The following is a 24,300-nucleotide window of genomic DNA, read 5'->3' on the forward strand; positions in this document are numbered from 1 at the left end:
GCGTTTATACGAGCCTTTGCGGCTCTGTTATTTTATCTGAGGATGAAACCATGAGTAAGGACAAAACCTGGTCGGGCCGTTTTAACGAACCTGTTTCCGAACTGGTGAAAAAATACACCGGTTCGATCGATTTCGACAAACGGCTTGCCGAGTGGGACATTCAGGGTTCGCTGGCGCACGCGCAAATGCTTGTTCAATCAGGTGTTTTGAGTGAAGAAGATTTGGCGGCGATTCGTCAGGGAATGGCGGAGATTATAGCAGAAATCAAGGACGGTACTATTTCTTGGTCACTGGATTTGGAAGACGTCCACATGAACATCGAGCGCCGCCTTACCGAAAAAATCGGCGATGCCGGCAAACGCCTGCATACCGGCCGCAGCCGCAACGACCAAGTTGCCACCGACATCCGCCTGTGGCTGCGCGACCAGATTACCGTTATTCAAGACCTGATTCGGAGCCTTCAGACGGCCTTGGTCGATTTGGCAGAACAAAATGCTGAAACCGTCATGCCCGGTTTCACCCATCTGCAAGTCGCCCAGCCTGTCAGTTTCGGACACCACATGCTCGCCTACGTCGAAATGCTCGGACGCGATTTCGAGCGCATGACCGACTGTCGCAAACGCGTCAACCGTATGCCGCTCGGCGCTGCCGCCCTTGCCGGTACGACCTATCCGATTCAGCGCGAAATCACCGCCGAATTGCTGGGTTTCGAGCAAATCTGCCAAAACTCGCTCGATGCCGTATCCGACCGCGATTTTGCCGTCGAGTTCACCGCCGCCGCCTCGCTGGTTATGATTCACCTGAGTCGTTTGTCCGAAGAATTGATTTTGTGGATGAGTCCGCGTTTCGGCTTTATCGATATCGCCGACCGCTTCTGTACGGGTTCGTCCATCATGCCGCAAAAGAAAAATCCCGATGTGCCCGAACTCGTGCGCGGCAAATCGGGCCGTGTCATCGGGCACCTTATCGGCTTGATTACCCTGATGAAATCTCAGCCCTTGGCGTACAACAAAGACAATCAGGAAGACAAAGAACCGCTGTTTGACACCGCCGATACGCTCATCGACACCCTGCGGATTTACGCCGATATGATGCGCGGCGTGACCGTCAAACCCGACAATATGCGCGCCGCCGTGATGCAGGGCTTCGCCACCGCCACCGATTTGGCGGATTACTTGGTGAAAAAAGGCATGCCTTTCCGCGACAGCCACGAAGTCGTTGCCCAAGCCGTGCGCCACGCCGACCAAGCGGGCGTTGATTTGAGCGAACTGCCGCTTTCGGTCCTGCAAGGTTTCAGCAAGCTGATTTCAGACGACGTGTACGGCGTGCTGACACCCGAAGGCAGCCTGAACGCGCGCAACCACTTGGGCGGAACCGCGCCGGAGCAAGTCCGCTTCCAAGTGAAACGCTGGAGGGAATTGTTGGTTTAAAGAGAAATAGATAGAAAGGTCGTCTGAAAACCGAAAATAGGGCTTTCAAACGACCTTTTCTGGTGAAGTAACTGATGAATAGTCAGATTTGCTTTTTAACATTATCCCCGTAAAATTCCGGGTCGTCGTAGAACTTTAACCATTGCCCGCATATTCGAAAAATAAGATATTTTCGGTGCATCTGTTTTCAGACGACCTCCTACATTATTCTCAGAAAGCCAAAATATGAATACCAAACAAAAAGTCATCGCCATAGACGGACCCAGTGCATCGGGAAAAGGTACGGTCGCCTCCCGTGTCGCTCAGGCTTTAGGGTTCGATTATCTGGACTCCGGCGCGTTATACCGCCTGACCGCGCTGTATGCGAAGAAACAGGATGTGGAATGGAACGATGAAGAGGCGGTTGCCGCGTTGGCGGAAAATCTGCCCGCCCGCTTTGAAGGCACTCAGGTCTTTTTGGATGATGAAGACGTTTCGGGACAAATCCGCAGCGAAGCCATCGGCATGGGCGCTTCTGCAGTGGCGCAGTTGCCGAAAGTGCGTGCCGCTCTTTTGCAGCGGCAGCGTGATTTTCTGACGGGAAAAGGTTTGGTCGCCGACGGGCGCGATATAGGTTCGGTTGTATTCCCCGATGCGGCATTAAAGGTTTTCCTGACCGCAGGTGCGAAAATACGGGCGGAACGCCGCGCCAAACAAATCGGCATTCCGTGCGAAGGCTTGGAATTTGAACGGATTTTATCGGACATCGAGGCACGCGACGAAGCGGACCGCCGCCGCAGCGTCGCGCCCTTAAAGCAGCTTCCCGATGCGGAGCTTTTGGATACGGGCGGGCTGAGTATCGAAGAAGCTGTAAAAAAAGTGCTTGATTGGTATCATAAAGTTTGAAATTTAGGGTATAATCCCTGCGTTTTGTTTCAGACGACCTTTGGAGCATCCGAAGGTCGTCTGAAATATTTATTTTCAAAGCCTGCCGTGCCAAGGGCGGCAGGCATCCTCCAACCTACCCCGCACCCCTTGGCGGTGTACCGAAAAGAGTATATATGACTATGGAAAATTTTGCCCAGTTGCTTGAAGAAAGCTTTACCCTGCAAGAAATGAACCCGGGTGAGGTGATTACTGCCGAAGTCGTGGCAATCGATCAAAACTTCGTTACCGTTAATGCAGGTCTGAAATCAGAATCTCTGATTGACGTTGCTGAATTCAAAAACGCTCAGGGCGAGATTGAAGTTAAAGTTGGCGATTTCGTTACCGTTACCATCGAATCCGTTGAAAACGGCTTCGGCGAAACCAAACTGTCCCGCGAAAAAGCCAAACGTGCTGCCGACTGGATCGCTTTGGAAGAAGCGATGGAAAACGGCGACATCCTGTCCGGCGTTATCAATGGTAAAGTCAAAGGCGGCCTGACCGTTATGATCAACAGCATCCGCGCATTCCTGCCGGGTTCTTTGGTTGACGTACGTCCCGTTAAAGACACTTCCCACTTTGAAGGCAAAGAAATCGAATTCAAAGTCATCAAACTGGACAAAAAACGCAACAACGTCGTGGTTTCCCGCCGCGCCGTTCTGGAAGCTACTTTGGGTGAAGAGCGCAAAGCCCTGCTGGAAAACCTGCAAGAAGGCTCTATCATCAAAGGTATCGTTAAAAACATCACCGACTACGGTGCATTCGTTGACTTGGGTGGCATCGACGGCCTGTTGCACATCACCGACCTGGCATGGCGCCGTGTGAAACACCCGAGCGAAGTCTTGGAAGTTGGTCAAGAAGTTGAAGCCAAAGTCCTGAAATTCGACCAAGACAAACAACGTGTTTCTCTGGGTATGAAACAATTGGGCGAAGATCCTTGGAGCGGCCTGACCCGTCGTTACCCACAAGGTACCCGCCTGTTCGGTAAAGTATCCAACCTGACCGACTACGGTGCGTTCGTTGAAATCGAACAAGGTATCGAAGGTTTGGTACACGTTTCCGAAATGGACTGGACCAACAAAAACGTACACCCAAGCAAAGTCGTACAATTGGGCGACGAAGTCGAAGTCATGATTCTGGAAATCGACGAAGATCGCCGCCGTATCTCTTTGGGTATGAAACAATGCCAAGCCAATCCTTGGGAAGAATTTGCCGCCAACCACAACAAAGGCGACAAAATCTCCGGTGCGGTTAAATCCATCACTGACTTCGGCGTATTCGTAGGTCTGCCCGGCGGTATCGACGGTCTGGTTCACCTGTCTGACCTGTCCTGGACTGAAGCCGGCGAAGAAGCTGTACGCAAATACAAAAAAGGCGAAGAAGTTGAAGCCGTTGTATTGGCAATCGACGTTGACAAAGAGCGCATCTCTTTAGGCATCAAACAGCTGGAAGGCGATCCTTTCGGTAACTTCATCAGCGTAAATGACAAAGGTTCTTTGGTTAAAGGTTCTGTGAAATCTGTTGACGCCAAAGGTGCCGTTGTTGCCCTGTCTGACGAAGTAGAAGGCTACCTGCCTGCTTCCGAATTCGCAGCCGACCGCGTTGAAGACCTGACCACCAAACTGAAAGAAGGTGATGAGGTTGAAGCTGTTATCGTAACCGTCGACCGCAAAAACCGCAGCATCCGCCTGTCTGTTAAAGCTAAAGACGCTAAAGAAAACCGTGAAGCCCTGAATTCAGTCAACGCTGCTGCAACCGCCAGCGCCGGTACTACCAGCCTCGGCGACTTGCTGAAAGCCAAACTGTCCGGCGACCAAGAATAAGGTTGCAGACATGACGAAGTCTGAATTAATGGTTCGTTTGGCAGAAGTTTTTGCCGAGAAAAACGGTAACCAATTGCTGGCAAAAGACGTTGAATACAGCGTAAAGGTTTTGGTTGATACCATGACCCGCTCGCTGGCTCGCGGTCAGCGTATTGAAATCCGTGGCTTCGGCAGCTTCGATTTGAACCATCGCCCGGCCCGTATCGGTCGCAACCCCAAAACCGGTGAACGTGTGGAAGTGCCTGAAAAACACGTCCCTCACTTCAAGCCCGGCAAGGAATTGCGCGAACGTGTGGACTTGGCTTTACAAGAAAATGCCAACTAAACCTGAGTAAACGAACGCCGCAGAAATGCGGCGTTTTTTGTCGTCTGAAAATATGGTTCTCTATTGTTTTCGGAATTTAGGTGGAATTTGTAGTGGAAAATTCATAGGGTCGTCTGAAATCATCTATAATACGTTTCTTTTAATGATTACCCATTTATAGAACGTAATTGTCAAACCCAAAAACATAATAAAGGTCAGATATGAGTGATAGAGGTCAACTGTTTGTCGCCCCTCCGTTTGAAAACCACAGCCCGCTGACTTGGTATCAAGCGGCAGCCGAACAACCGAATTTCATCCGCGATGAAGCACAAGCGCGTGCGATTGAATATTTGGATCGTTTGTGGACGGAACTGATGATGTTCAAACGCAAACGCAACCGTTTTCTAGGACGCAGCCTGCGATCCCCCCAAGTACCGAAAGGTCTGTATTTTTATGGCGGCGTAGGTCGCGGCAAAAGTTTTTTGATGGACGCTTTTTTCGGCTGCTTGCCATACCGCCGCAAACGCCGTGTCCACTTTCATGCTTTTATGGCGGAAATCCATAAGCGTTTGAAAGACTTGAAAAGCGAAGCCAATCCTTTAAAGGCAGTAGCTGCCGAGATTGCCAAAGAGACCCGTGTATTGTGTTTTGACGAATTCCACGTCAGCGACATTGCAGATGCGATGATTCTTGGGCGCCTATTGGAAAATTTGTTGAGTGAAGGCGTAGTTTTGGTAGCAACTTCCAACTATGCCCCGTCCGAGCTTTATCCCCAAGGTCAAAACAGAAGCAGTTTTCTGCCGACCATTGCGCTGATTGAATCCAGCCTGACCGTCTTAAATGTTGACGGCGGAGAAGACTACCGTCTGCGCACTTTACGTCCTGCCGAAATTTTCTTCGTTCCCAATAATGAAGAAAACGAGCAGAAATTGGCTGATTTGTTTAAAGAAATGGCGGGAATTTCCGAACTGAATCCCGGTGTCAGCGTAATACACGGGCGTGAAATTCCGCACAAAGCCCAATCCGACCGCGCCATTTGGTTCGATTTCCGCGCTTTATGTTTTGGACCGCGTTCGCAAGCGGATTACCTCTATTTGGCCGAACATTATGAAATGGTGTTCGTATCAGGATTAGAACGCCTGACACCGCAGGAAAAAGCCGAAGCGCGCCGCCTTACTTGGCTGATTGACGTATTGTATGATTTCAGAGTGAAGCTCTGTGCTACCAGTACGGTAGGCGTAAACGATATTTATGTCGAAGGTGATTTTGCCGAAGAATTTACCCGCACTGCCAGCCGTATGGTGGAAATGCAATCGGAAGTTTATTTGGAACAGCCGCATCTGACGTTGAAAAAATAAGATTTAGGCAAAGAAAAAAGAGTAGCTTTTCCCAAAGCAAACTGAAATTTGATAAAATAGCAGTTCATTTTCCTCAAACTCAGACTATTGCACAATGCAATAAAAACAAGGACATAATATGGCTATTGAGCGCACGATCTCCATCGTTAAACCCGATGCTGTAGGTAAAAATGTAATCGGCAAAATTTACAGCCGTTTTGAAGAAAACGGACTGCGTATTGTCGCCGCCAAAATGAAGCACCTCAGCGTGCGCGAAGCCCAAGAGTTTTATGCTGTGCACAAAGAGCGTCCTTTTTACGACAGCTTGGTTGCCTTTATGACCAGCGGTCCTGTGATGATTCAGGTACTGGAAGGTGAAAATGCCGTTGCAAAAAACCGTGAACTGATGGGCGCGACCAACCCTGCAGAAGCTGCTCCCGGTACGATACGTGCGGATTTTGCCGAATCTCTCAGCGTAAACGCCGTACACGGCTCTGACAGTCTGGAAAACGCAGCAATCGAGATTGCCTACTTCTTCAGCCAAAGCGATATCTGCCCACGTTAACGATAAATGCCGTTCGAGCGTCCGACCGGTTCGGGCGTTTGGACGGTTTTGTCGATATTGTTTGTCTAAATCTGTTTTCAGACGACCTTTCTAAAACAAAGGTCGTCTGAAAATATGATAGAAGAAGCTTGAGAATAAAAGCTGTTTTCTCAAAAAAGATTGGGGAAATTTTCCAGACTGTTGCGAAGCTCCCTTCTCCATCAGATTCACAAGACTTATAACCAACGGCAGCCTTTATTCAAAAGCTTTACCAAGAAATAAACCACATGAAAACCAATCTGCTGAATTACGATTTAAACGGACTGACCCATCATTTTGCCGAGATGGGCGAAAAACCGTTCCGCGCCAAACAAGTCATGCGCTGGATCCACCAAGCCGGTGCGCAAAGTTTCGATGAAATGACCGATTTGGCAAAATCCCTGCGCCTGAAACTCAACGAACAGGCAAGCGTGGATGTGCCTAAACTGATGATGGCGCAAGAATCCACCGACGGTACGCGCAAATGGCTGTTGGATGTAGGAACGGGCAACGGCGTGGAAACGGTGTTTATTCCCGAAGCAGAACGCGGTACGTTGTGTATTTCCTCTCAAGTCGGCTGCGCATTGGAATGCACCTTCTGTTCTACCGGCCGCCAAGGTTTCAACCGTAATCTGACTGCTGCCGAAATCATTGGGCAACTGTGGTGGGCAAATAAAGCAATGGGCGTTACGCCGAAAAACGAACGCGTGATTTCCAATGTAGTCATGATGGGCATGGGCGAGCCAATGGCGAACTTTGATAATGTCGTTACTGCGCTGAGCATCATGCTGGACGATCATGGCTACGGCCTCAGCCGCCGCCGCGTTACCGTTTCTACATCGGGTATGGTGCCGCAAATGGACAGGCTGCGCGATGCGATGCCGGTTGCGCTAGCAGTATCCCTTCATGCTTCCAACGACGAAGTACGCGATCAAATCGTTCCGCTGAATAAAAAATATCCGTTGAAAGAGTTGATGGCGGCATGCCAACGCTATTTGGTCAAAGCACCAAGAGATTTCATTACTTTTGAATATGTTATGTTGGACGGAATTAATGACAAAGCGCAACATGCGCGCGAACTGATTGAGCTGGTAAAAGACGTACCGTGCAAATTCAATCTGATTCCGTTCAATCCTTTCCCCAATTCCGGCTACGAACGATCTACCAATGAAAATATCCGCGTTTTCCGCGATATTTTGCAGCAGGCAGGATTTGTGGTAACCGTCCGCAAAACGCGTGGCGACGATATTGACGCAGCTTGCGGTCAATTGGCAGGACAAGTACAAGATAAAACACGCCGCCAACAAAAATGGCAGCAGATTTTGGTTGAACAACAGAGCTGATTATGAAACTGAACATTTGGCAACCCATTATTTTAACTTTGGTTTTGGGCGCATGCGCCGGCCCGAAAGGTCCAAGCAGAGCGGAACGTGCAACACAAGTCGCCAATATCAAAACCCAGTTGGCTATCGAATACATGCGCGGGGGCGATTACCGTCAAGCAACGGTGAGCATTGAAGAGGCATTGAAAGCGGACAGCAGCAATGAAGATGCATGGCTGGTTCGCGCGCAAATCTATCAATATCTTAAAGTTCGCGAAAAGGCGCAGGAAAGCTTCCAAAAAGCCCTATCTTTGAAACCTGACAATGCGGAAATCAACAATAACTATGGCTGGTTCTTGTGCAGCGAGATGAATAATCCTGCCCAGTCCATCAGTTATTTTGACAAAGCCCTGGCCGATCCGACTTATCCTTCTCCGTTTATCGCCAACCTCAACAAGGGCATTTGCAGCGCGAAGATGGGACAATATTCGCTGGCAGAAGCTTATCTCGAACGCTCTTTGGCTGCGCAACCTCAATTCCCGCCTGCGTTTAAAGAATTGGCAAGAACCAAAATGCTGGCAGGCAATTTAAACGAAGCGGACTATTATTTCCGTCAATACCAAAGCAAAGTCGATGTCTTGCAGGCAGATGATTTGCTGCTGGGTTGGAAATTGGCAACCGCTTTGGGCAATAGCCAGGCAGCCTACGAATACGAAGCCCAGTTAAGGGCAAACTTCCCCTACTCGGAACAATTACAGGCAGTAACCACAGGTAAGTAACTACATGGAAAATCAAAAGAAAAACGAATACGACATTCAAGCTGCCAAATCATTGGGTGATGAGCTGGGACAACTCAGACACAAATCAGGTTGGGATATTGACGAAGTAGCGAGACGGTTGAAACTGTCTGCCGAACAAATTGAAGCACTTGAAAAAGGAGACTATTCTTTCTTTTCAGGATTGGTCTTCGTTATGGGCTATCTGCGTTCTTATGCCCGTCTATTGAAAATCGATGAAACAACCATTACAGGTCGTCTGAAAGCCATTTCCGCGCCGGAAGAAGACCATGTCTATCTGGTTGATCGCAAACAAAATGCCGGCTTGAACTACCAAGATGGTGAAAAAGTCGGTTTTCCCAAATGGGTTTTGGGCATGGCGGCGCTCATCCTGCTTGGCGGCGGTATTTATGTTTGGCAAAGCAAGTCCAATCATGAAAACGAACAACAAGTCGCGCAAAACAGCGATGCAGTACGCAACAGTATGCAGACGCCGGATTTGAAAAAAGAAAATGTTGCCGTTTCCAATATGGCAGAAAACGGCAAACAAGAAATATCCAATGCCGAAAAAGCAGCTTCAAGTGTCGCCGCATCCGAAGCAGCGGCATCCGCACCTGAAGTCAAAGTCGATTCAGACGAGCTTTGGATTAAAGTCCAATACCGAAGCAATCTGATTATCACCGACAAGAAAGGTACCATGATTTTCAGCCGGATCATTCCCGCAGGAAGCGAAAGGCGTTTTAAAGGCGGTGCGCCCTACAATGTCTGGATCGGTATTGCCACAGGCGCACAAGCCAATTACGGCGGGACAACCATCAATCTGGCAGAATACCGGGTTGCCGGTGAAAAATCAGCTTCCTTTGTAGCAGGAAAAAAATAAAGATGAACACATCCAAACGCCGCCAAACCCATCAAGTACAAATCGATCATCTCACCGTCGGTTCGGATGCACCCGTTGTCGTGCAATCAATGACCAATACCGACACCGCAGATGCTAAAGCAACCGCCCTGCAAGTCAAAGAATTGAGCGATGCAGGCTCAGAAATGGTGCGCATTACCGTCAACAGCCCGGAAGCCGCCTCCAAAGTTGCCGAAATCCGCCAGCGTTTGGACGACATGGGTTACACCACCCCGCTGATTGGCGACTTCCATTTCAATGGCGAACGTCTGTTGGCAGAATTTCCCGAGTGCGGCAAAGCCTTGTCCAAATACCGTATCAACCCCGGTAATGTCGGCAAAGGCGCAAAAGGCGATGAAAAATTTGCCTATATGATTCGGACTGCTGCCGAAAACGACAAAGCCGTCCGTATCGGCGTCAACTGGGGTTCGCTTGACCAAAGCCTCGCCAAGCGCATGATGGATGCCAATCTGGCGTCCTCATCGCCCAAACCGCCCGAAGAAATCATGAAAGAAGCCTTGATTATTTCGGCGTTGGAATCTGCTGAAAAAGCCGTCCGATTAGGTTTGCCTGAAAACAAAATCATCTTGTCGTGCAAGGTCAGCTCCGTTCAAGATTTGATTCAGGTTTACCGCGAACTGGGCAGCCGCTGCCAATATCCGCTCCACTTAGGCTTGACAGAAGCAGGCATGGGCAGCAAAGGCATTGTCGCTTCGACTGCTGCCTTGGCCGTACTGCTTCAAGAAGGTATCGGCGACACCATCCGCATTTCCCTGACCCCTGAACCCGGCAGCTCGCGCACGCAGGAAGTCATCGTCGGTCAGGAAATTCTACAAACCATGGGACTGCGCTCGTTTACCCCCATGGTTACCGCCTGCCCGGGCTGCGGACGCACCACCAGCACAGTCTTCCAAGAGCTTGCCCAAGACGTACAAAATTACCTTCGCCAAAAAATGACCGTATGGCGCACCCTTTACCCCGGTGTAGAATCTTTAAACGTTGCCGTCATGGGTTGCGTCGTTAACGGACCGGGCGAAAGCAAACTGGCAGACATCGGCATCAGCCTGCCCGGAACCGGTGAAACCCCTGTTGCCCCGGTTTATGTTGACGGAGAACGCAAAGTGACTTTAAAAGGCGACAACATTGCAGCCGAATTCTTAGAGATTGTCGAAGAATACGTCAAAGTCAATTATTGCGAAGGCGGTGCAAAACGCAATCAAAACCGTATCATCCCGATACAGTCAGCTTGATAGGCATGAGAATAAAAGGTCGTCTGAAAAACATTCAGACGACCTTTTGGTTTGCCGGTATATTTATTAATGAAAATTAGGAAGAGGTAGAGAAATAGACCAGTTCTTGGAATATTCAGCCCGTTAGAAACTTGGTCATGCTAAATTTGTTAGGCACGAGGTTTTGCCCATTCGCTATTTTCAAATTAACCTCAAACTCAAAAAAAAGGCGATACCTTTCAGTACCGCCAAAGCTGCTTTGGTGATGAAACCTGTTATTTCGAGGCGCAACGGAAGCCTAGGTTGTGCAGGACGTATTTCGATTGCAGGCTAGTGCGAATGCCGTAGCGCAGGAAGGCGGCGTAATTTGATGGGTCACTGGAGCCTACGGATGCGCCGCTGCAAAACATTTGCGTATCGGCATTGCCTGACGAGAGCAGGCTGCTGTTGAAGTCTTCCGTCCATTCCCAAATCAGGCCGTGCATATCGTAAATGCCCCAGTAGTTGGGTTTGCTTTTACCGACATCGTGCAAGCCGTTTCTGCCGCCGTCTGCATACCAGTCAAGAATGGTACGGTTGTAGCCGGGTTCGGCAGAACCGTTTTTCTGTGTGGCGGAGGCAAGTCCGGCAAATTCCCATTGGTCTATGGTCGGCAGGCGTTTGCCTTGCGCAGTACAGTAGGCATTGGCGGCAAACCAAGATACGTTGGTTACCGGATGTTTCAGTTCGTTGGGTTTGGGCGCGTAGCTGTTGCTGCCTGTTTTAACCCAGTGTTTGAGGTAGGCAGGTTCGGCTTGTTTGGAGCTGACTTTGCCTTTTTGCCACTGCGGGTGTTTTTTGACAAACTCTGCAAATTCGGCATTGGTAACGGGATATTTGTCGATTTGGAAGGGTTTGACTTTAATGATGCTTGTTTCTTTCTTCAGATAGAGCGGGCGGTAGCTGCCTCCTTCAACTTTTGCCATTTCGGCCGCTGCTGCACTGCCGCTTGCGACAAGGGTAAAGAAGGCGAGGAGTGGTATGAGTTTCATAACGGGCTTTCTAATCTGAATGCGGGGTATTAGGCTTTGATTATATAGCGAAACCGGATAAAAATCCTTAGAGGCCGTCTGATTATTGTGCTTTTGGCTTGTCGGGTTCGTGAATGCTTGAAACCGGTTTTTCAGACGACCTTCGATACTTGATAGGTCGTCTGAAAAACCAATCTTTCGATTGGTTGTGGAAGAAAGCCACTGTTGTCCTTGCATCAGCCGGAACAGCAGTGGCTTTTTTCTGTCTCTACGCCGAGATGACTGGATTAGTAGCCGCCTTTACCTGCAGATGCTGCGGAAGCAGGAGCTGCGGAATCAGCTGGAGCAGAAGCAGCAGGGGCAGAAGCAGCAGGGGCAGAAGCGGCACCGCTACCTACATAGGCTTTATCTTCCAGTTTTTTGGTCATGATTTCAGGGTTTTCTGCGCCCTCTACTTTCAGTTGACCCAACGCGCCTTTGTTGAATGCACGGAAGATAGAGTGGTCAACCAAAGTATAGCTGCCCGGAATATCGGCTTTAAATTCGACAATCGCTGCACCACCGGCAGGGATCAGGGTACTTTGTACGTTTTCGTTGATCAGTTTGCCGCCTTCTACGTAAACTTTATCGAAGATTTCACCGATAACGTGGAAGGAAGAAACGAGGTTCGGACCACCGTTACCAACGTACATACGGACGGTTTCGCCTGCTTTAGCTTTCAGAGCGTTGTCGCCGGCGATAGAACCTACGTGGCCGTTAAATACAACATATTCAGGTTGTTCTGCGATGGCTTTGTCCATATCGAATGGTTGCAGGCCTTGCGCACCTTTTTTGCCTTTGGTGTAGAAGTCACCTTGTACGATGTAGAACTCTTTGTCCACTTTAGGCAGGCCTTCTTTAGGTTCAACCAAAATCAGACCGTACATACCGTTGGCGATGTGCATACCGACAGGGGCAACGGCACAGTGATAGATGTACAGACCGGGTTGCAGGGCTTTGAAGCTGAATGTAGAAGTACGGCCCGGAGCAGTGAAGCTGGCTTCTGCACCACCGCCTTGACCGGTAGCAGCGTGGAAGTCAACATTGTGCGGTACAGTAGAAGACGGGTTGTTAGAGAATTCGATATCCACGGTATCGCCTTCGCGTACACGGATCATGCGACCCGGAACGTCGCCGTCAAATGTCCAGTAGTGGTATTCCACGCCATCGTCCATTTTCATGGTTTTTTCGATGGTTTCCATTTTTACGCGTACACGTGCAGGATGGTCGCGGTCAATGGCCGGCGGAACTTCAGGAGCGTGGGTGGTTACCGCGTCGATAACAGGCAAATCAGCAGCCGGGGTTTCGGCAGCAGTCTGAGTGCTGGAAGCAGGAGCTTCGGCAGTTGCAGGAGCGGAAGCGGTTTGCTCGGCAGGTTTTTGGGCAGCTTGCTCACCACAGGCGGCTAAAGCAAAAACTGAAGCAATGATTGCAGCTAAAGCTTGGCGTTTCATAGTTGTCATTTCCTTTAATAACTATTTTAAGAAGGTCAGGGTATAATTTTTCAACCTTTGTCGTCCGCGGCATACCGCTTTCGGCTCTTTACAAACTGCCTTATTCAGGGTCGTCTGAAAAGCATCTCTTATGAACTTTTGTAGGATTATGTAGGGGGTTTTGCCGCTATATCTTGACCTAAATCAATTAATTCATCAAAGATGAACTTTTACTACCTAATTTAATACCTAATTAATACTTAATAATTAGATAAAACTACATCAAATCATCTATTATTGCTCACATGTTTTATCCAATTCTTTACAAAAATGTCATCGTATTTTTGATAATAAGAATTATTATTGACTATATACCTGTTTTTTAAAGATTGTTGTTAAGAGAATATTTCTTTTGCCTGAAAAGAGTGCTACAATCTTTAACATTCATATAGTATGAATTTATAAGCAACCACTTTTTACCAAAATAAGGAGTTCTGAAATGGGACAGTACAAGAAGCTATGGTACTTGCTGTTTGCCGTCCTGGCAGTCTGCTTTACCATTCTTGGCTACATGGGCAGCGAGGTTTATAAAAAAGCCCCGCCTTACCCTGAGAGAGTCGTTTCGGCATCAGGCACTCAGCTGATGACCAAAGACGATATTTTGGCAGGTCAGTCTGCCTGGCAAACCACCGGCGGTATGGAAGTCGGTTCCGTATTGGGACACGGCGCATACCAAGCTCCGGACTGGACAGCCGACTGGCTGCACCGCGAGCTTGTCGCATGGTTGGATTTGACTGCGCAAGAGACTTACGGCAAAAAATTCAACGAAGTTTCTCCTGAAGAACAAGCCGTACTGAAAACCCGCCTTGCCGACGAATACCGTAACCAAAGCCGTATTAAAGAAGACGGCAGCGTCGTTATCAGCGATACCCGTGTCAAAGCCATTGAGAGTATCCTGCCTTACTACCACGGCGTATACAGCGATGATCCCGCCCTTCAGAAAACACGCGAACACTTCGCAATGAAAAACAACACATTGCCAAGTAAAGAAGCGCGTGAAAAACTGTTCAACTTCTTCTTCTGGACTTCATGGTCTGCTTCGACCAACCGTCCTGACGAAACTTTCACCTACACCAACAACTGGCCGCACGAGCCTTTGATCAACAACGTACCGACTACTGAAAACTACATGTGGTCGTTCACCAGCGTTGTATTGCTCCTGATGGGTATCGGCTTGCTGATGTGGGGTTACTCCTTCCTGACCAAACACGAAGAAGTGGAAGTTCCGACTGAAGACCCGATTTCCAAAGTACAGCTGACTCCTTCCCAAAAAGCATTGGGCAAATACGTCTTCCTGACAGTCGCCCTGTTTGTGGTACAAGTGTTGCTGGGCGGTCTGACCGCGCACTACACCGTCGAAGGTCAAGGCTTCTACGGCATCGACGAAGCACTCGGCTTCGAAATGTCCGACTGGTTCCCTTACGCATTGACCCGTACTTGGCACATCCAATCTGCCATCTTCTGGATTGCAACCGGCTTCCTGACAGCAGGTCTGTTCTTGGCTCCGATTGTTAACGGCGGCAAAGATCCCAAGTTCCAACGCGCCGGCGTGAACTTCCTGTACATCGCCCTGTTTATCGTAGTCGGCGGTTCTTACGCAGGTAACTTCTTCGCCCTGACCCACATCATTCGTCCCGATCTCAACTTCTGGTTCGGACACCAAGGTTACGAATACCTCGATTTGGGCCGTTTCTGGCAACTCCTGCTGATGGTCGGCCTGCTGTTGTGGCTGTTCCTGATGCTGCGCTGTACCGTTTCCGCCTTTAAAGAAAAAGGCGTGGACAAAAACCTGCTGGCAATCTTCGTTGCCTCCATGGTCGGTGTCGGCGTGTTCTACGCGCCCGGTCTGTTCTACGGCGAAAAATCCCCGATTGCCGTGATGGAATACTGGCGCTGGTGGGTGGTTCACCTGTGGGTAGAAGGCTTCTTCGAAGTATTCGCTACCGCAGCCTTTGCCTTCATCTTCTACAACATGGGCTTCGTCCGCCGCAGTACCGCTACCGCATCCACTCTGGCTGCCGCCGCCATCTTCATGTTGGGCGGTATCCCGGGTACGCTGCACCACCTGTACTTCTCCGGTTCTACCTCCGCCTCTATGGCAATCGGTGCCTGCTTCTCCGCATTGGAAGTCGTACCGCTGGTATTGCTGGGCCGTGAAGCTTACGAACACTGGTCTTACCAACACCTGTCCGAATGGGCGAAACGCCTGCGTTGGCCGCTGATGTGCTTCGTAGCAGTTGCCTTCTGGAACATGATCGGTGCCGGCGTATTCGGCTTCCTGATTAACCCGCCGATTTCCCTGTTCTACATCCAAGGCCTGAACACTACCGCAGTTCACGCACACGCAGCCTTGTTCGGTGTGTACGGCTTCTTAGCACTGGGCTTCGTCTTGCTGGTTGCCCGCTACCTGAAACCAAACGCACATTTCGACGACAAACTCATGACTTGGGGCTTCTGGCTGCTCAACGGCGGCTTGGTCGGCATGATCGCCATCAGCCTGCTGCCTGTCGGCGCGATTCAAGCATACGCCTCCATCACTCATGGTCTGTGGTATGCCCGTAGCGAAGAATTCCTGCAAATGGAAATCCTCGACACCCTGCGCTGGGTACGCACAGCAGCCGACTTGATCTTCATCGGCGGTGCAGTCTGCGTAGCCATCCAAGCAACCAAAATCGTATTCAGCCGCGATAAATAAATCCTAGCTTGAATACCATGCAAAAGGTCGTCTGAAAATTTTCAGACGACCTTTTCTTTTGGAAGATAGAAGAAACTCAATGGGGAGTTGCCTGAAAGGGGTAGGGCAGCTTAGCTTGGTTCATGCTCGCTTACGCCTTATTATCAGACATCGGAGCCATGCCGTTGATGTATTGGGTTTGCTGAATCTGCTCGTCGCTGGCAAACATTCGGTCAAACACGCTGCGGACTTCATCGGTCAATTCTACGTTCAGACTTTTCAGGGATTGATAGACCTGTTTCAACCATGAACGGAAACGGCGGAACACCCACGCAATTCTTCGCTTGGTGCTTTGCCTTCGTACAGGTAGGCTTCAAAACCGCGCGCCCATTTTTCGTGATTCTCGCGCTGCTCGTTCAGGCTCATTGCGTCCCATGCGGCAAGGTCTTTCACACCGAACCAATCCAAGGTCGTCTGAACGTCGGACAGGAATTGCCGTTCCTGTTCGGTCAGGTTTTCGGCAGGCTTGGCGGTCAGGTCGCGGGCGATATGGGTATTTGTTTCAAGGAAGAAATGCCCCAGTTCGTGAACGAATATAGATGCGTCGGCGTTTTTCAACAGGGCAATCAGGTTATGCTCACGGCTGAACATCCCACGGTCTGCGCCGCCTTGAAACAGTATGTCTTGATTGGTGTCGGTGTTGGGGGTAGAATTGTCATATGCCCTCTCCCCGTTTCGGACGTTGAGGCTTTGGCTGGAAATGTTTTTGATGACATTTTCGGATATTGCCGTTGGGGGATACTTCCGCATGGAATAGCTCGAAAATCTTTCTTTTTACGGCTGGCTTCGGCGATGTAAACCATCAGCCCGTCATCAAATCTCTTCAAATACGCAACCCGTTCAGCCCCTTGTTCTGATTGAAAACCTGTTACGATTTTGTCAGGCGATGTAACAATATCGGGAATCCGCGTCAAATCCTCCGCTGTTACGGCAACCTGAGACCTTTGCAAAATTCCCCAAAATCCCCTAAATTCCCATCAAGACATTTAGGGGATTTCCCATGAGCACCTTCTTCCAGCAAACCGCACAAGCCATGATTGCCAAACACATCGACCGCTTCCCATTATTGAAGTTGGATCAGGTGATTGATTGGCAACCGATCGAACAATACCTGAACCGTCAAAGAACCCGTTACCTTAGAGACCACCGCGGCCGTCCCGCCTATCCCCTGTTGTCCATGTTCAAAGCCGTCCTGCTCGGACAATGGCACAGCCTCTCCGATCCCGAACTCGAACACAGCCTCATCACCCGCATCGATTTCAACCTGTTTTGCCGTTTTGACGAACTGAGCATCCCCGATTACAGCACCTTATGCCGCTACCGTAACTGGCTGGCGCAAGACGACACCCTGTCCGAATTGCTGGAACTGATTAACTGCCAACTGGCCGAAAAAAACCTAAAAGTAGAGAAAGCATCCGCCGCCGTCATTGACGCCACCATTATTCAGACTGCCGGCAGCAAACAGCGTCAGGCCATAGAAGTCGACGAGGAAGGACAAGTCAGCGGCCAAACCACACCGAGTAAGGACAAAGATGCCCGTTGGACAAAGAAAAACGGCCTCTACAAACTCGGTTACAAACAACATACCCGTACCGATGAGGAAGGCTATATCGAGAAACTGCACATCACTCCTGCCAATACCCATGAGTGCAACCATCTGTCCCCTTTGTTGGAAGGCATTGCCGAAGGTACGACCGTCTATGCCGACAAAGGCTACGACAGCAAGGAAAACCGGCAACATCTGAAAGAGCATCAGTTGTTAGACGGCATTATGCGCAAAGCCTGCCGCAACCGTCCGCTGACGGAAGCGCAAACCAAACGCAACCGATATTTGTCGAAGACCCGTTATGTGGTCGAACAAAGCTTCGGTACGCTGCACCGTAAATTCCGCTACGCCCGGGCAGCCTATTTTGGTCTGCTCAAAGTGAGTGCGCAAAGCCATCTGAAGGCGATGTGTTTGAACCTGTTGAAAGCGGCCAACAGGCTAAGTGTGCCTGTTGCAGCCTAAAAGGCGGCCCGGATGCCTGATTATCGGGTATCCGGGGAGGATTAAGGGGGTATTTGGGTAGAATTAAGGAGTGATTGGGGGCGGAAACAGCCGAAAACAGCCGAAAACCTGTGTTTGGGGTTTCGGTTGTCGGGGGAAAAGGAATTTTGCAAAGGTCTCAACCTGTCCGCGTTCTTCTTCCGTTTTGGTGTTGCCATGTTCTTTGTAGATGTGGTGTGCTGCAAATCGGCTGATGGAATGTGAATATCCCTGTGTATCGGCAATTCAGGTATCTGCCGCGTTATCCAAAGTCCAAAATACAGCTTCGTTTTTCGCGGTTTCCCGTCCGTCTGTTGTCCAGATGTTGATTGCGTCCTGCGGGTTTTCGCTATGTACCCATCCGCGCGGCGGGTTGCTTGCTAATGCTTGATTCAATACGCTGTCGTCTAAAAGGCTTTCTCCGACCACATTCAAGCCGCCGTAGGCTGCATCAAAATCACGGATTCCCATATTCAGACGACGTGCAAGGGTTTCAACGGCGCGGGCGTACAGTGTTGCATCAGCTTCAGCCTGCGTTTTGTTCATTATAGTGTATTAACTTTAAACCGGTACGGCGTTGCCTCGCCTTGCCGTACTATTTGTACTGTCTGCGGCTTCGTCGCCTTGTCCTGATTTAAATTTAATCCACTATATTTGTTGTTTCATTCCATAAACGTTTGGTGAGGATTTTCTCTGCCGATTGTTGTATATCAATAGAAAAAGATCGTCTGAAACTTGGATTTCAAGTTTCAGACGACCTTTCTTGTTACTTCAAACTTTTTTAGAACTTGGCTTCAAGCGTGAAGTTGTAGCTTCTGCCGGGAGAGGTGAAGCGTTCTATACCGGCATGGGTTTTGTTGTCGACGCGGTTGACTGTGCCGAATTCGCGGATGCTGCGCAGCGATTCCCAAGTATAGTATTTTTTGTTGCCGATGTTGTACGCACCGGCGCGCAGGGTGAAATATTTGCCCAAGTTGACGTAGCCTGTCAGGTCGAAAAGCGTATAGGCTTTGCTGTGCTTGGCAAAAGGCCAGGGATTGTTCAAATCATCACTGCTGTGGACGGTGTCAGACGGTTTTTTAGCTGCGGTGTGGGTCAGGTATGCGTTGATGCCCCAGCGTTTGGAAGGAGTATCGTAGCCCAGGTTGTAAACGGCAGACCACGGGGAAAGGGCGTTAATCGGGGTTTCCTGTCCGTTGGTCTGTTTGGCTTTGCCTTTGATGTAGCTGACGTTGATACCTGCGTGTGTGCCTTGCGGCAAACCGATGCTGTCAAGGTTCCATGTGCCGTTAAATTCCAAACCTTTCGCCCATGCGGAGGAACGGTTTTGGTTTTGCCAAACGGGTGAGCTGACCAAGGCGGTACCGTCGGAAATCGGCGCATAATTAGGGCTGTTGGGGTTGTCTGAGGACACGCCCATGTAGGTCAGTTCGATAAAGTTGCGGTAGCGGGTTTGGAAACCGGAGAATTTAAAGTTTCCGGCTTTGCCGCTGCCGGCAAGTCCCAGTTCGAAGTTTTTGGCGGTTTCTGCCTTAAGGTTAGGGTTTGCTTTAAGGTAGAAGTCAGGATGCGGGAACAATAGCCAGGTTTCGTCTGAAGTCGGCGCGCGGAAGCCAGTGCTATATTTTGCCAAAAGATTCAGACGCGGCGTGAATTTCCAGTCTAATCCTAAACCGTAGCTGAAACCGCTGTGTTTACGTTCGCTGCCGAGATAAGGAATTTGACCGCGGATGGCAGGAGTGTAGTTGGGATTGTCTTTGGCTTTGCTGCTGCTGTTGTCGTAGCGAAGCCCGGCATTGAGGCGGTATTGGCTGCTGTCGCCGAATTGGAATGTGTTGTTCCAGTAGGCAAAACGGTTTTTGGAGGAGCTTTCGACCAGCATAGTCAATTCTTGGTTGTTGGACGTTTGATATTTCGGGTCGTATAGGCGTACCCAATAGCTATGATCTCTATTGTCGTTGTCGTTTTGGGAACCACCCAATCCGTATTGCATTGCCCATACCAATTTGGAAAAGTCGATTTGTTTTTCAGCATCGGCACCAAATTGGGTATTTTTTTGACGGATGTTGCGAAACATATGGTACACGTCGCTGTTCACACCGTTGCTGGCGTAATCGGTCGGCAAGTCCCAAGTCCAGGTACTCATGTCGATGGTTTGACGGTCGTAATGCAGGTTGAGACTGTCCCATGGTCCTTTGTCAAGTTGGTTTTTGTATTCAAAACCGATGCGTTTACGGTAGGAGATGTCTTGGCGGGAACGGGTATCGCCTAGTGCCTCGCCTTTCCAGTTTGCCGCCCACATATTAGATAATTCAGTCGTCGTGCGGTCGGTGCGTGAATCCTCGTAAATCCAACCGATACGGTTTTTATCGTTGAAGTTGTAACCCAGTTTGAATAAGGTGCTTTTGTTTACCCAATCTTGTGGATCGGGTTTGCTGCGGGCTACGCCGCGGCTGCCGTAGTTGGTGCTGCCGGCATTCGGGTTCCAGCTTTGTTTGTTGTCGGTGATGACGGTATCGGCAGCGTCGCTGTTGTTTTTGGTTTCTTTACCGAAACGGCGGGTATAAACCATCAATGCATCCAGCCCCAACCAGGTTCCAGCGGCGGTTATGCTGCTGAATTTTTGGCTGTTGCGTCCGATATAGCCGCCTTTAATGCCTAAGTGGTAAGGCTTTTCTTCGGAAACATAGTCGCTTGCGGATTTGGTTTTATAGTTGACGGCACCGCCCAATGCGCCGCTGCCGGATTTGAGCGAGTCCGCGCCTTTGTTGATGGTAACTTCCGAGAAGTTTTCGGGTTCGGAAGTATTGCGGTTAGCATTGAAGTTGCCGTATGCGCCGAACAGTTCTTGGAATGCTTCAGACGACCTGCTTTCTGCTTGTGCCAGTCCGTCCACGTTGATGGCGACACGGTCTTTATCGACACCGCGTATGGTAAAACCGTTAGAACCTGAGCGTCCGCCTTCGACGACGCTGATGCCCGGATCGTAGCGTACCAAGTCGCTTTCATCGGAGACCATTTGTTTATCCAATGCCTGACGGCGGACTTTCTCTTCACCGAGTTTTTGGACTTTGCGGCCGCCGATGACTTTGACTTCATTCAAGTCCTGATGGGCTTGTGGTACGGGGTCGGCAGCGAAGGCAGGGAAAGTTTGGCTGACAATAGCTGCCAGCAGTACGGGTTTAAAGGGGAAGGACATTTTTTACCTCTTAAAGATGTACTGATTATCGGTTTATTGGGATGTTTGACGTACGGTTACTTGCTGACAGGTGTCAAGCTTGTATCCGTCGTATTGCGGTCGTCATCATTCTTCACGCCGCCGAACACGGTATCCAACGATTTATCGGCATCAAAGGTAACTTTACCGCCTATACTGACTTCTGTTTTATCGCCGTTAAATTGACCAAAGAATTTCCCTTCGACTTTGCCGTTTTTACCATCGGATTCAGCAGTGCCTGAGAAATCAACGCCGTTGATGCCAACATCTTTCATCACAACATCCGGACCGTAATCCGCATTACCTAAAATCGTGCCGCCGAGTTTGTTGGTGTTGAAATTGGCTGTTAGCAGTGAAAGTTTGGGCGTGTTTTTTTCAGACGACCCGGAGGATTTGCCCGGATCGTAGGTTGAGGTAACGATATTGCCGTTGCGGACGCGGACAGCCCAAACTTCGTATGTAGTCTTACCTTTTGCCACTGTACTGTCTGACGGAGTGTAATAAGACGGTTTCGCCGTTCCGACGGGTTTGCCGCCGACAAACAGGTCTGCCGTGCCGTCTGCATTTATCCATGCGCCGAATTTGAGGTGGTCATGTTTGGTTGCCGGTGCATAGGTGAATTGTCCGGAATTGCTGCAACAGACAAACAGTTTTCCACCCTCAGACAAAGGCTGGCCTTCGTGGCGGGTACGCAGGGCATAAGACGGGCTGGAGTAAGAGGGGACAATCGGGTCGGAATATGAGCTGATGTTGTAATAGTTGCCGGAAGGGGTTTGATAGACATATTGTTTATCGGTATAGCTGCCGCCCCATGATGTTTTCACTTCGAGTTCCGCTTCATGCAGACTGCCGCCTTTACCGGAAAGGGTGTTGATGGTCTGTACCGCACTGCTTTCATCACTCAGCTTGATATTGGCGATAGGCTGAGCCGTAGGTATGGCAACGGGGACTTTGGGTTCGGATGCGCCTCCTCCAGCGCAGGCAGTCAGAATAAGGGTCGCTACCGCAGAAATTGCGGGTACTTTGATTTTCATGATGAATCTCTCTTAATATTGATATTTTATAAATTAATGATAAGGATTACCAATTTTGTTGTAATATTTTGTAATAATCATGGTGTTTTGGCAATATCCGCGTGGATTTTTTATGATTTCTGAAGTAAATATTAAGAAATAAATCAATTAATGACATGGAGTTGAATATTTGTTCTAAATATCTGATTTGATACTACTATCTATTACTGATGAAGAATATCGGGTGATAGTGTGATCAAACTATTGCTTTGGATTCGCAAGATATATTCCAGGCGTGTTCAGTGAGTTGGCTTGATTAATCCTATGAATCTACTGATGAATAACATTTGAATAATTTGTAAGACCATAAAATAAATCAGTTATGTTTGTTTTGGAATTTTACCTCTATAATGCTGCATCTTAATGCGAATCTGTTGCTTTTACGCAAAAAAGGTCGTATGAAAAGTTTCAGACGACCTTTGGCAGGCGTAAATCCCTGACTGGGAGAAATCAGTAGGGTATGTGGGTTGCATTTGGCTATCCCTGCGATATACAAACATATATTTCGGATGATTTTGAATGTTAAGAATAAAACAAAAAATGGTTTCGGTATCTTTATGTTGCCTGTTGCCTTCCGCAGTCTTGGCTCAATTGCCCGAAGGTAGTGTCCGGCAGGATGCGCCTTCTCAGGATGCTGCCGTACAAGTGCAGCAAAAACAATGGCTGGATATTTTGTCCGAAGAAGAAAGGTCGTCTGAAAAGAATGAGAATGCAGGCGAACCGACTGTGGTCGGCGATGATTTTTTAGCGGCAAACCCGCGTATTCTCGAGGACGCGCTGATTCAAGCACTCAACGGCAATAGCGCAGATTTGGTTTCTTCGCTTGCCGCACTTTACCGCAAACAGCCCAACCACAATCCCAAGCTGATTACGCGTGCCGATGCTTTGCTGGCAAAGTTGAAAGGGCGGACTTCCGAAGCGGTCGAACGTTATCGTACCCTTTATGAATCTGACGCTTCAGACGACCGCATATTATTGGATTTGGCGGCGGCAGAGTTTCAGGATTATCGTTTGGGCGAGGCGGCGGCGCATTTCCGCCATGCCGCGCAACGCGATATACCTGCCCCTGTTTTGGAAAACGTCAAACGCTTTCAAGAAGCCGTCAAGCGGCAGACAGAATGGAAATGGTCTGGTGGAATCAGTCCCGTGCATAGCGATAACGCCAACAACGCTGCTCCGCGTTATTGCATCGAAACAAGGGGGCAAACCGCATGCAGCGTTACTGTGCCCGTCAGTGCCAACGGCTTGAATTACGAATTGAACACCGAAAAACTCACCCCGTTTTACGGGCATCACGCTGTCAAATTCCGCGCCAACCTCAGCGGAACGAGCTATTTTTTCGACCGCCAATCGGCTTACGACGATGCGTTCGGCAGGGCTTATTTGGGCTGGCAGCGCAAGGACGGCAAACAAACCGTCAGCGTTTTACCGTTTTATCAGGCACAGTTGGCGGGCAGCAGCGAATTTGACAGTAAAAAAGAAAATAACCGCCGCGCCGCGCCGTATATGCTGGCATACGGGGTCGGCGTACAGCTTTCGCATATGGTTAATCTTGGCAACGCGACACAACTTTATTACTCGCTGGAACGCTACCGCCAAAACTATCGGGAAACTGATCGTGCGCTGCGCAACGACGGTTGGCACGACGGCACCTATCTCTCCCTGGCGCGCCGTTTCGGCAGTACGACCCTGTTCGGCGGTTGGCAATACAACCGCTTTGTTCCTGAAAACAAAAACATACGCAATGCCGTCAACAATGCCGCCTACCGCCGCAACGGGTTCAATATAGGCTGGATACAGCAATGGCCGTTTTTAGGCGGGCTGAACAGCCGCCTGACCGCTTCATTTGCCAACCGCCGCTATAAAGGCATTATGGCATTCGGCACGGAGCCGCAACGCAACCGCGAGCGCTCCCTCTTCGTCAGCCTCAGCCATGACAAATTGTCCTACAAAGGCATCACGCCGACCTTGAATTACGGATACAGCCGCATCCGCAGCAATGCCCCTTATGCACGACGCAGCAGCCGTCAATGGTCGTTGGGTGCGGAGTGGAATTTTTAAAAAAAGGCGGATTCGCATTTGAAGTGCAACTTTCCATAACAG

Annotated in this window: 20 protein-coding genes and 2 pseudogenes; 13 read left to right on the forward strand and 9 right to left on the reverse strand. The window is 49.6% G+C overall.

Annotated elements, in window-relative coordinates; genetic code table 11:
• Nucleotides 1-50 precede the first annotated feature (50 nt).
• The 10 genes from argH (at nucleotide 51) to ispG (ending at nucleotide 10,626) form a co-directional block, all read left to right on the forward strand.
• Nucleotides 51-1,430 (forward strand): argininosuccinate lyase, encoded by a 1,380-nt coding sequence (argH, locus tag MON37_RS03560; RefSeq protein ID WP_039410093.1) that lies wholly within the window; start codon nucleotides 51-53, stop codon nucleotides 1,428-1,430.
• A gap of 225 nt (nucleotides 1,431-1,655) precedes the next feature.
• Nucleotides 1,656-2,315 (forward strand): (d)CMP kinase, encoded by a 660-nt coding sequence (gene cmk / locus MON37_RS03565; RefSeq protein ID WP_039410091.1) that lies wholly within the window; start codon nucleotides 1,656-1,658, stop codon nucleotides 2,313-2,315.
• Nucleotides 2,316-2,470: 155 nt separating this feature from the next.
• A complete protein-coding gene (gene rpsA, locus MON37_RS03570; protein WP_003759201.1) occupies nucleotides 2,471-4,156 on the forward strand; it encodes a 30S ribosomal protein S1 in 1,686 nt (561 codons plus the stop codon).
• A 10-nt stretch (nucleotides 4,157-4,166) separates the two neighbouring features.
• Nucleotides 4,167-4,481 (forward strand): integration host factor subunit beta, encoded by a 315-nt coding sequence (locus tag MON37_RS03575; protein WP_003744632.1) that lies wholly within the window; start codon nucleotides 4,167-4,169, stop codon nucleotides 4,479-4,481.
• 200 nt (nucleotides 4,482-4,681) lie between these two features.
• Complete coding sequence (zapE, locus tag MON37_RS03580; RefSeq protein WP_039410089.1) at nucleotides 4,682-5,818, forward strand: cell division protein ZapE; 1,137 nt, start codon at nucleotides 4,682-4,684, stop codon at nucleotides 5,816-5,818.
• Between the two features lie 118 nt (nucleotides 5,819-5,936).
• On the forward strand, nucleotides 5,937-6,362 hold the full coding sequence (ndk, locus tag MON37_RS03585) for a nucleoside-diphosphate kinase (protein ID WP_039410087.1): 426 nt from the start codon (nucleotides 5,937-5,939) through the stop codon (nucleotides 6,360-6,362).
• Nucleotides 6,363-6,628: 266 nt separating this feature from the next.
• A complete protein-coding gene (gene rlmN / locus MON37_RS03590) occupies nucleotides 6,629-7,723 on the forward strand; it encodes a dual-specificity RNA methyltransferase RlmN (protein ID WP_009312955.1) in 1,095 nt (364 codons plus the stop codon).
• 2 nt (nucleotides 7,724-7,725) lie between these two features.
• Nucleotides 7,726-8,481, forward strand: a complete 756-nt coding sequence (pilW, locus tag MON37_RS03595; protein WP_003759214.1) for a type IV pilus biogenesis/stability protein PilW — start codon at nucleotides 7,726-7,728, stop codon at nucleotides 8,479-8,481.
• A gap of 4 nt (nucleotides 8,482-8,485) precedes the next feature.
• The gene (locus MON37_RS03600; RefSeq protein WP_039410084.1) at nucleotides 8,486-9,358 is read left to right on the forward strand and encodes a helix-turn-helix domain-containing protein; all 873 of its coding nucleotides are present in this window, start codon (nucleotides 8,486-8,488) and stop codon (nucleotides 9,356-9,358) included.
• Nucleotides 9,359-9,360: 2 nt separating this feature from the next.
• The gene (gene ispG / locus MON37_RS03605) at nucleotides 9,361-10,626 is read left to right on the forward strand and encodes a flavodoxin-dependent (E)-4-hydroxy-3-methylbut-2-enyl-diphosphate synthase (protein ID WP_039410081.1); all 1,266 of its coding nucleotides are present in this window, start codon (nucleotides 9,361-9,363) and stop codon (nucleotides 10,624-10,626) included.
• A gap of 254 nt (nucleotides 10,627-10,880) precedes the next feature.
• Here the strand turns inward: ispG and MON37_RS03610 are convergent, their stop codons facing one another.
• Nucleotides 10,881-11,636, reverse strand: coding sequence for a formylglycine-generating enzyme family protein (locus MON37_RS03610; RefSeq protein ID WP_039410078.1), 756 nt, complete (start codon nucleotides 11,634-11,636; stop codon nucleotides 10,881-10,883).
• A gap of 266 nt (nucleotides 11,637-11,902) precedes the next feature.
• Nucleotides 11,903-13,108, reverse strand: coding sequence for a copper-containing nitrite reductase (nirK, locus tag MON37_RS03615; RefSeq protein WP_039410075.1), 1,206 nt, complete (start codon nucleotides 13,106-13,108; stop codon nucleotides 11,903-11,905).
• A 478-nt stretch (nucleotides 13,109-13,586) separates the two neighbouring features.
• On the opposite strand from nirK, the gene MON37_RS03620 reads away from it, so the two are divergent.
• Nucleotides 13,587-15,842 carry a nitric-oxide reductase large subunit gene (locus MON37_RS03620; protein WP_039410071.1) on the forward strand — a complete coding sequence of 752 codons (2,256 nt, stop codon included), beginning with the start codon at nucleotides 13,587-13,589 and terminating at the stop codon, nucleotides 15,840-15,842.
• Nucleotides 15,843-15,972: 130 nt separating this feature from the next.
• Here the strand turns inward: MON37_RS03620 and MON37_RS03625 are convergent, their stop codons facing one another.
• The 3 genes and pseudogenes from MON37_RS03625 to MON37_RS03635 all read right to left on the reverse strand — a co-directional run.
• Nucleotides 15,973-16,149: a hypothetical protein gene (locus MON37_RS03625; RefSeq protein ID WP_242883767.1), complete on the reverse strand. Its 177-nt coding sequence runs from the start codon at nucleotides 16,147-16,149 to the stop codon at nucleotides 15,973-15,975.
• A complete protein-coding gene (locus MON37_RS03630) occupies nucleotides 16,122-16,631 on the reverse strand; it encodes a hypothetical protein (protein ID WP_242883838.1) in 510 nt (169 codons plus the stop codon). Before MON37_RS03630 ends, MON37_RS03625 begins: the two co-directional genes overlap by 28 nt.
• A gap of 77 nt (nucleotides 16,632-16,708) precedes the next feature.
• Nucleotides 16,709-16,831: pseudogene (locus MON37_RS03635) on the reverse strand (hypothetical protein); the annotation flags it as partial.
• 50 nt (nucleotides 16,832-16,881) lie between these two features.
• Between MON37_RS03635 and MON37_RS03640 the strand changes: the two are divergent.
• On the forward strand, nucleotides 16,882-17,889 hold the full coding sequence (locus MON37_RS03640) for an IS5 family transposase (RefSeq protein WP_242883562.1): 1,008 nt from the start codon (nucleotides 16,882-16,884) through the stop codon (nucleotides 17,887-17,889).
• A gap of 264 nt (nucleotides 17,890-18,153) precedes the next feature.
• Here the strand turns inward: MON37_RS03640 and MON37_RS03645 are convergent, their stop codons facing one another.
• The 4 genes and pseudogenes from MON37_RS03645 to MON37_RS03655 form a co-directional block, all read right to left on the reverse strand.
• Nucleotides 18,154-18,453 carry a hypothetical protein gene (locus MON37_RS03645; protein WP_039409771.1) on the reverse strand — a complete coding sequence of 100 codons (300 nt, stop codon included), beginning with the start codon at nucleotides 18,451-18,453 and terminating at the stop codon, nucleotides 18,154-18,156.
• A 2-nt stretch (nucleotides 18,454-18,455) separates the two neighbouring features.
• A pseudogene (locus MON37_RS12420) lies at nucleotides 18,456-18,563 on the reverse strand (IS5/IS1182 family transposase); the annotation flags it as partial.
• Between the two features lie 125 nt (nucleotides 18,564-18,688).
• Nucleotides 18,689-21,106 (reverse strand): TonB-dependent hemoglobin/transferrin/lactoferrin family receptor, encoded by a 2,418-nt coding sequence (locus tag MON37_RS03650; RefSeq protein ID WP_039409773.1) that lies wholly within the window; start codon nucleotides 21,104-21,106, stop codon nucleotides 18,689-18,691.
• 56 nt (nucleotides 21,107-21,162) lie between these two features.
• Nucleotides 21,163-22,158: a Slam-dependent surface lipoprotein gene (locus MON37_RS03655; protein WP_039409775.1), complete on the reverse strand. Its 996-nt coding sequence runs from the start codon at nucleotides 22,156-22,158 to the stop codon at nucleotides 21,163-21,165.
• A gap of 558 nt (nucleotides 22,159-22,716) precedes the next feature.
• On the opposite strand from MON37_RS03655, the gene MON37_RS03660 reads away from it, so the two are divergent.
• A complete protein-coding gene (locus MON37_RS03660; RefSeq protein WP_039409777.1) occupies nucleotides 22,717-24,258 on the forward strand; it encodes a surface lipoprotein assembly modifier in 1,542 nt (513 codons plus the stop codon).
• Nucleotides 24,259-24,300 lie beyond the last annotated feature (42 nt).

Source organism: Morococcus cerebrosus (genome assembly GCF_022749515.1).
GTDB classification, from domain to species: Bacteria; Pseudomonadota; Gammaproteobacteria; order Burkholderiales; family Neisseriaceae; genus Neisseria; species Neisseria cerebrosa.

Bases quoted from the DNA above. Each gene is read 5' to 3' on its own strand.
- argH (WP_039410093.1), top strand. From the start codon at position 51: ATGAGTAAGGACAAAACCTGGTCGGGCCGTTTTAACGAACCTGTTTCC.
- cmk (WP_039410091.1), top strand. From the start codon at position 1,656: ATGAATACCAAACAAAAAGTCATCGCCATAGACGGACCCAGTGCATCG.
- rpsA (WP_003759201.1), top strand. From the start codon at position 2,471: ATGACTATGGAAAATTTTGCCCAGTTGCTTGAAGAAAGCTTTACCCTG.
- MON37_RS03575 (WP_003744632.1), top strand. From the start codon at position 4,167: ATGACGAAGTCTGAATTAATGGTTCGTTTGGCAGAAGTTTTTGCCGAG.
- zapE (WP_039410089.1), top strand. From the start codon at position 4,682: ATGAGTGATAGAGGTCAACTGTTTGTCGCCCCTCCGTTTGAAAACCAC.
- ndk (WP_039410087.1), top strand. From the start codon at position 5,937: ATGGCTATTGAGCGCACGATCTCCATCGTTAAACCCGATGCTGTAGGT.
- rlmN (WP_009312955.1), top strand. From the start codon at position 6,629: ATGAAAACCAATCTGCTGAATTACGATTTAAACGGACTGACCCATCAT.
- pilW (WP_003759214.1), top strand. From the start codon at position 7,726: ATGAAACTGAACATTTGGCAACCCATTATTTTAACTTTGGTTTTGGGC.
- MON37_RS03600 (WP_039410084.1), top strand. From the start codon at position 8,486: ATGGAAAATCAAAAGAAAAACGAATACGACATTCAAGCTGCCAAATCA.
- ispG (WP_039410081.1), top strand. From the start codon at position 9,361: ATGAACACATCCAAACGCCGCCAAACCCATCAAGTACAAATCGATCAT.
- MON37_RS03610 (WP_039410078.1), bottom strand. From the start codon at position 11,636: ATGAAACTCATACCACTCCTCGCCTTCTTTACCCTTGTCGCAAGCGGC.
- nirK (WP_039410075.1), bottom strand. From the start codon at position 13,108: ATGAAACGCCAAGCTTTAGCTGCAATCATTGCTTCAGTTTTTGCTTTA.
- MON37_RS03620 (WP_039410071.1), top strand. From the start codon at position 13,587: ATGGGACAGTACAAGAAGCTATGGTACTTGCTGTTTGCCGTCCTGGCA.
- MON37_RS03630 (WP_242883838.1), bottom strand. From the start codon at position 16,631: ATGCGGAAGTATCCCCCAACGGCAATATCCGAAAATGTCATCAAAAAC.
- MON37_RS03640 (WP_242883562.1), top strand. From the start codon at position 16,882: ATGAGCACCTTCTTCCAGCAAACCGCACAAGCCATGATTGCCAAACAC.
- MON37_RS03645 (WP_039409771.1), bottom strand. From the start codon at position 18,453: ATGAACAAAACGCAGGCTGAAGCTGATGCAACACTGTACGCCCGCGCC.
- MON37_RS03650 (WP_039409773.1), bottom strand. From the start codon at position 21,106: ATGTCCTTCCCCTTTAAACCCGTACTGCTGGCAGCTATTGTCAGCCAA.
- MON37_RS03655 (WP_039409775.1), bottom strand. From the start codon at position 22,158: ATGAAAATCAAAGTACCCGCAATTTCTGCGGTAGCGACCCTTATTCTG.
- MON37_RS03660 (WP_039409777.1), top strand. From the start codon at position 22,717: ATGTTAAGAATAAAACAAAAAATGGTTTCGGTATCTTTATGTTGCCTG.